This is a genomic window from Acidovorax sp. SUPP3434 (assembly GCF_030159015.1).
Taxonomy (GTDB): Bacteria; Pseudomonadota; Gammaproteobacteria; order Burkholderiales; family Burkholderiaceae_C; genus Paracidovorax.
The window spans coordinates 201118-207130 of record NZ_BQXL01000009.1 but is presented as its reverse complement, the minus strand read 5'-3'; the positions used below and the strand labels follow the sequence as shown (position 1 = coordinate 207130).

The following is a 6013-nucleotide window of genomic DNA, read 5'->3' as shown; positions in this document are numbered from 1 at the left end:
GAGCAGCGGCCCCACCTGTCCCTAGAATACAAAACGCCCGATGCGGTGCACCGGGCGTCTCTTGCAAGCCAATTACGGCTAGGGTTCAGTCCCGCATAGGTGTCAACCTATTCCAGGACGGGTCAGGCCCGTAGGCGCGTTATTAGAGTTTCTAGTGGCTAAAAGAGTGCCCGCTGGTTGCGGGACTGAGGCTCTATCTCATAAAGCTCACTGATCTGTGCAACGAACTGTGTTTGGCCACCGTAGCTAGGATGTCGAACCGCTATGGTCGGAATCGAGCCCCGGAGACGGCCAAGCGAGTTGTAGGCGTCATTGCCGATACAAACAATCCGCTTGGGATTCAAAAGCTCAATGAGAGCAGCAAGGGCATCTTCTCCAAACCGCCGCTCGGCGGCGTTGTGTTGGCGGTTGCTGAATGGGTTGCCAGGTTCGTGTGGATGGAGCGGGAAGACGTTCCACAAGAAAACATTCGACTGCATCTGGCTCAGCATCTGCCAGATAACCGCAGCCGTTCGTTCGGCGACAGCTTCTCCCACGGTAGGTCGCTTGGCCGTCAGCCCCCAGCGTGCAAGATGCTCGGCTATGTGAATGTCGTCGGTAAGTGCCAGCCCAGTGCGGCGACCACCACGGTAGCCGAGATCTCGGCCAATCCATATAGCATCTACTTCGGAAGCTTCTGCCCGCTCGACCAAACGTGAAAGTGTTTTAGCTCTTTTTGCAGGGGCATCGATGAAATCGTGAACTGGGCACCTGTCGGCGTATGGATTGAAGCAGTTCTCGAATTGCTGGGCAGCAACTCGTTTTACAAATGAGTGGAGCTTCACTTCAGTCATAATGGTTCAAATGAAATTTTTCTCGCTGCGCGATTTCCAATAACCCAGCCACCTTTGGCATCCCGAATCTGGCGGAAAACTACATAGCCATCAAGTATGGCGCGCTCCCAAAGTTTCAGAGGGCATTGAGAAACCTCATATCCAGATGTGAAATCTTCAATGATTTTCAGTATATCGAAAGAAACTTTCGTTTGGCCTTCGAAATAGTTGAGCTCTTTGGCTTTCATGAATATCCATGCGGTCAGCCCTTCCTCAACCACAATTGCGCGTCCGCTGTCCTGCTCTTCATCAAAACGTGCTTTACTTTTTCGTTTTTGTTTTATTAGAGCTCGAAAAACTGGGGACCAATGCAGTATTGCTGCATACGCTAAATGAAAAACATCGTGAAAACGATAACCATCGGGATCGCTAATATTGTCTGTTAAGGGATCTCCTATAAATACATTATTCCACCTGAGATAACTTCTATCAGCCTTTCCTTGGCTAATTCGTATTCTGAAATCAGAAGGCAAGCATTCCTCTTCGTCAAACTCGCTATCGAAAATCGGAAGCTCGACAGGGTTCGGTTCCAAGAAGGCTCCACGTGCTTTTAGAATATTTCTCTTTACAACATCTGCGAATACTATGTTGGAGGAGTGCAGCGCTTGGAGATAGGTGCGAGCAAATTCAACGAGCTTTATTATACGATCGTTATGCGGCGTTTGGGGTAATCTCAAAAGTTCGGCGGCGCAGAAACCCAAACGAAATAGAGAATCGTCAATAGGACTGGCCTCGGTAAACGTAGCGATATGTGCTACGGCGCCAGGTGCAGCATCACTAGCTGCGCAAGTATTTGTGAATAGTGATCCTTTCGCGGCCTCTGCGAAGATTTCCTCCAATGAGGCATTGACGCGTCTGCATACAGCATTGAAGTACCATAGGGTATCGCCAAACTCCTCTTCTGCTGCTCGTCTAAAGCCAGGGTATGCGCTGCGTTCTCTGACGTGCTTTTTGGCCGAAGTCATGATTCCGCCAACTTCTCCGTAAAGGCCCATCAGTGCACGATTGATATCTTCGGGAGGTAGTACATCGGTAGGGAATACATCAGTCGCGTATTTCGTGAGTGTTATGGAGCCGCTCGGGCAGTCGGCATCTTTAGCCACGAAGCATCCTCCATTCGAATGGTGCTGATTGATATCCAGAGGCGTGTAGTGATCTAATCCAGTGAATAAATTGGGTAATAAGTTCTGGGTCAGAGAAAGAAGAAGAACCTCTTCCAGATTTACACACATCCAGACCATGATAATCTCTTAGACTGTCTGGGAATTTCGGTCCATAGCCACCAAAATAGATAAAATCATCGCTGACTAAGACACGATCAACGCCGGTATCACGCGCAATATGATCGTGATTAATGCTACCGTCTTCTCTGCTATGGAAAGAATCGCGCTGAAGCCATTCGGTGTCAGCAGAGTTGCGGTAATAAATATTATCTCCGCAACTCTGCTTTCTGCTTCCTCGTCGATAAGGAATTTTCTGCTGAAAACGTGGGTCCGCGGCATAGACTCGAAAGTCTAGTGTCTCGGTTACTCGCATTGCGTAGACAATATGCCCCCCACGGCGTACGCTTTTATCGTTACTGCCGCAACCGACAACCCAATCTCCAATAACTGCGCTTTTACGGATAGGCGGTTTACAGGTTGCAAGCGTGCAATAGCCGTAGAAAGGGTTAGGTGCGAACCCGCTGTCGTAGCGGACTACGTAAGAATGTAGTTTCAAGAGCCACCTCAGCAGCGATGGCGTTTGATGGGGAGGGGGTCACAGGCCCCTCCGTCGGGGTTCTCCCAACTATCTTTACCGTTGATAGCATCGATAATCGAATTGCCATGCCATCCAACGACCGCATCAGCATATTCTTTCAAAGCTGATGGAAGTTCGCAATCCTTTGTGCCATGTTCCCAGACACCAATGATTCTTTTATCGGTTTTGGCAGCGTACTCAATTTCCCAGTTAACCCATTCGCTTTTCTTTGTATTATGAGAAATGTAAACGATTAAAGTTCCAGCCCAGTCGATCTGGGGAGCAAGAATCGACGACTTGATGTAATCGTGATTTTTCGCATTATTCGGATTAGAAGAATTAATTGACGAATCACGGATAGTCAGGCCATTCTTATCGAGAAGTGACTTGAGCTTCCCGAGACCTGCATCGTCTTCATGTATGTGAGAAATGAAGACGTTTTTTATGTCTTTTGCCATGCAATCTCCCTTACGCCATCGTGGACGTGGAGAAACCATAACTCAATTTGTATCTAGATGTCAAGACCAACAAGGCCCTTTAATATTAGGATAATCGCTTGGTCGATGTGAGGTGTCTTAGCCAAGATTCGGTTCTCGGCTTCAGTCAGGCCATTGTTCAAGCTATTAGGTCTGAATTTTGCGAAGGTTGCGCGTTCGCGCCAAGCCCGGTTCAAGGGGGCCCATGGATCGGCTAAACCGAGTGTCTCGGCGATGTCCCGTGAACATCCACCGAATCCACCCAGCACGAACAGGGGGCTGTTTGATTCGAGCGAGAGGATGGACTCTTCAGCGATGCCAGGCATTGAGCCTTTGAAGTTGTCAACGCGCCCTCCCAAAACGATGTGAGCATGGCTTTCAGCGCGGACAGCGCGTCGCATTGCAGTTAGGCCGTCGTCCCACTCCGCGGCAGACGGTTCTCGTTCCTGAATTTGTCGGCGAGTCTCCAGAGACATGCATGTGCCGTTTTCATCAAGGCAGACCAGGTCAGCGATGCCTTTCAACTCGACAGCGGCCCGATCAATCTCTGCGAATGGCATTCGCAGATGCACGGGCCACGCCAAAAAGTTCTTGATGCCCACCGGCGAGTCTTCTTCTACGTCTCGTCTGTGTCGCTGTACGAGTTCAAATAAAAGCTCGCTGAAGCCCCCTGCGCGAAGATCGCCGCCATAGCTGAGGCGTGCACCTAGTGCCAGAAGATGCCGGGCAATTTCTGCCATCGCATCCTGCAGGTGTCTTTCGCTCAGTCCAAGGTAGCCCATATCAGGACTTTCCGATATTGAAACGACAATCACATGATTTCGCAGAACTTCTTGGTAGCTCATCGCACAGCTCCTGAGAGCCATTCCGTCAGGCTGCGGAGTTGGACGCGTGGGGCAATCTCGGCGAAAAGGCGTTCCTCCTCCGTGCTCAATGGAGGATCGGGGTACACGATGATCGGAGCGGGTATGTCGGCTTCGGGCGGTAGTGCGGCCAAGGTAATCAATTCCGGTGGCCTAGGAATGAAGATGACTGCGGGGTCCGCTGTTTCAGCTGAGAGTGCGATTCGACACCGCCATAGGAAGTCCTTGAGCACCTCGTCGAGCAGGCGCGCGATCACGACATTGATCCGATCTTGCCCATCTAGGTCAAGGCGGACGACCGGAACGTTGCCCATGTATGGGAAACCGCGCTCATCCAAGTCGCTGATGCAGTTTGCTACGACGAGAGGAACGTTGTGGCGCTTCGCCTCGATGACTTCTTTGCGGCACCACTCTCTTGACGAATAGGTGTCGGTGTGAATCGCGACCATTGCACTTACCCGGACCTGTAAAAGCAGCACCTTATGAAAGCGCAGCCCAGCTGGAATATCGTGTACATCGAAGAAGCTGGCGAGCCCATGGCCGTCCTGAAGGCGATCACGAATCAGCCTGGCGACTCGCTCGCCGGCATCGTCATGTTTCGAGTGACTAATGAAGATCTGAACTTTGCGGAGGTACGCTTCGAGAGCGGCTTCATCTTCGTCCGGACGCTGCAGGCGCGCCAAGAAATGTCGCAGCATGCGGCAGTACTCGTACGTTAGCTCGCTTAAAAGTCGTTTGGTGCGCGTCTGCAAGTCACCGTTCCACTGATCCCACCGCAGTGCCTGCTCAGTCATGTTGAGCGGCGCGAGAACTGTCTGGTGTATAGCGACAGGAAACGTTCGTACATGCAATCCGGTTGCTTCAGCGCGCTCCCCGAGAGCGCGCGCATATGCGACCCATTGGGGGGCTGCGGCAAGCGTACCGTCTGTCAAGATGACGATAGCAGTGGCATGTGCCTCGTCAAAGTCAATATCCAACGGTATAGAGTCGCCTGGTGGCGGAAGTGAACGAAAGACGACGCTCAAACCCGTGCCGCCGGCGACGTTTTCATAGAGCTCGCGACGGAAGTGGCCCCTGATTGCCTCCGCGATCGAGCCGCCATCGGTAAACCCGGGATGCCAGGCCACGTACACCACGAAAAAGGGACGAGTGGGATCTGACACAACCTCCTCCGTTTTGTTCGGAAAATGCCGCTCGTTCCACTGCTGGGCGAGCCATTCAATCATCTTACTGTCATCTTGTGGATCTGACCTGCCCCCCTCTTGGCCAGAGGCTACGTACGACGAGGCGGGCCAACGACGCGTCTATATGGCGTCAAAGGTCATAGGTCTGAAAGGTGCCAGATGATCGATTGTTCAGCAGCGGCAATGGCGATGTGATCTGGGTTGCAATGCGATCCATAACATATTGATTTAGAGCAATTTCCAGTTGCGTCGAAAAGGGTTCACGCTCAGAACCAACGCATCATGAGCCCGTTCTCGTACTTTTTCCACGAGTTGCGTATGCGCTACGGTGCTTGTAATAGTCCACCACCCGATGCGGTGGCACATCCTTTCGAACGTCCAGCCAGTCGCGGCGCAGGTTCAGGTGATCGGCTGCCCAACCCAGCAGTGCTGGGGATAGCTTCAACTTGAGCTGGTCGGGCGACGAGCAATCGGCCATGCTCAGCGCCGGCGGGGCCTGGGCGATGGCGGCGGGCACCAGGCGGATGATCTGCTGCCGCGCCACTCCATGCGCCTCAAAGGCGCGGATCAGCCGCTGGGCCGAGTGTCGGACCGGGTCACGCCGGCCACGCCACCAATCCCAGCCTTTGCTCAGCAGTCCCCATACACCGGTGGCTTCACTCACCCATGACATGCTCAGGTCCCTCCTTGCAACAGCGCTTCGGCCAAGCGCTGCTCGGTGAAGCGGGTGACGATGATGCCTTTGTCGCTGATGTCGCTCTCACACCGGTTCTCTTGTCCATGGCTTCTCATTTGCTTGTTGGCTTGAACCCGTCCGTTGCGACGCAGCACTGGAGCCACGTGGTGAACCATTATCGGAAACGTCCAGCAGGGCGTTT

8 protein-coding genes are annotated in these 6013 nt (G+C 52.6%); all 8 read right to left on the bottom strand.

The features are described from left to right. Window positions 1-158 precede the first annotated feature (158 nt). The gene (locus AVKW3434_RS15620) at window positions 159-833 is read right to left on the bottom strand and encodes a uracil-DNA glycosylase (protein ID WP_284406581.1); all 675 of its coding nucleotides are present in this window, start codon (window positions 831-833) and stop codon (window positions 159-161) included. Then, on the bottom strand, window positions 830-1975 hold the full coding sequence (locus tag AVKW3434_RS15615; RefSeq protein ID WP_284406580.1) for a nucleoside triphosphate pyrophosphohydrolase family protein: 1146 nt from the start codon (window positions 1973-1975) through the stop codon (window positions 830-832). Before AVKW3434_RS15615 ends, AVKW3434_RS15620 begins: the two co-directional genes overlap by 4 nt. Beyond that, a complete protein-coding gene (locus AVKW3434_RS15610) occupies window positions 1968-2591 on the bottom strand; it encodes an Nmad2 family putative nucleotide modification protein (protein WP_284406579.1) in 624 nt (207 codons plus the stop codon). The genes AVKW3434_RS15615 and AVKW3434_RS15610 overlap by 8 nt, the downstream gene beginning before the upstream one ends. 8 nt (window positions 2592-2599) lie before the next feature. Then, window positions 2600-3070 carry a TIR domain-containing protein gene (locus AVKW3434_RS15605; RefSeq protein WP_284406578.1) on the bottom strand — a complete coding sequence of 157 codons (471 nt, stop codon included), beginning with the start codon at window positions 3068-3070 and terminating at the stop codon, window positions 2600-2602. A 53-nt stretch (window positions 3071-3123) separates the two neighbouring features. After that, a complete protein-coding gene (locus AVKW3434_RS15600) occupies window positions 3124-3933 on the bottom strand; it encodes a hypothetical protein (protein WP_284406577.1) in 810 nt (269 codons plus the stop codon). Next, window positions 3930-5177, bottom strand: a complete 1248-nt coding sequence (locus AVKW3434_RS15595) for a toll/interleukin-1 receptor domain-containing protein (protein ID WP_284406576.1) — start codon at window positions 5175-5177, stop codon at window positions 3930-3932. Before AVKW3434_RS15595 ends, AVKW3434_RS15600 begins: the two co-directional genes overlap by 4 nt. Window positions 5178-5415: 238 nt before the next feature. Continuing rightward, window positions 5416-5808, bottom strand: a complete 393-nt coding sequence (locus AVKW3434_RS15590; RefSeq protein ID WP_284406575.1) for a hypothetical protein — start codon at window positions 5806-5808, stop codon at window positions 5416-5418. Window positions 5809-5810: 2 nt separating this feature from the next. Further along, window positions 5811-5966, bottom strand: a complete 156-nt coding sequence (locus tag AVKW3434_RS15585; RefSeq protein ID WP_284406574.1) for a hypothetical protein — start codon at window positions 5964-5966, stop codon at window positions 5811-5813. Window positions 5967-6013 lie beyond the last annotated feature (47 nt).

Bases quoted from the DNA above. Each gene is read 5' to 3' on its own strand.
- AVKW3434_RS15620 (WP_284406581.1), bottom strand. From the start codon at position 833: ATGACTGAAGTGAAGCTCCACTCATTTGTAAAACGAGTTGCTGCCCAG.
- AVKW3434_RS15605 (WP_284406578.1), bottom strand. From the start codon at position 3,070: ATGGCAAAAGACATAAAAAACGTCTTCATTTCTCACATACATGAAGAC.
- AVKW3434_RS15600 (WP_284406577.1), bottom strand. From the start codon at position 3,933: ATGAGCTACCAAGAAGTTCTGCGAAATCATGTGATTGTCGTTTCAATA.
- AVKW3434_RS15595 (WP_284406576.1), bottom strand. From the start codon at position 5,177: ATGATTGAATGGCTCGCCCAGCAGTGGAACGAGCGGCATTTTCCGAAC.
- AVKW3434_RS15590 (WP_284406575.1), bottom strand. From the start codon at position 5,808: ATGTCATGGGTGAGTGAAGCCACCGGTGTATGGGGACTGCTGAGCAAA.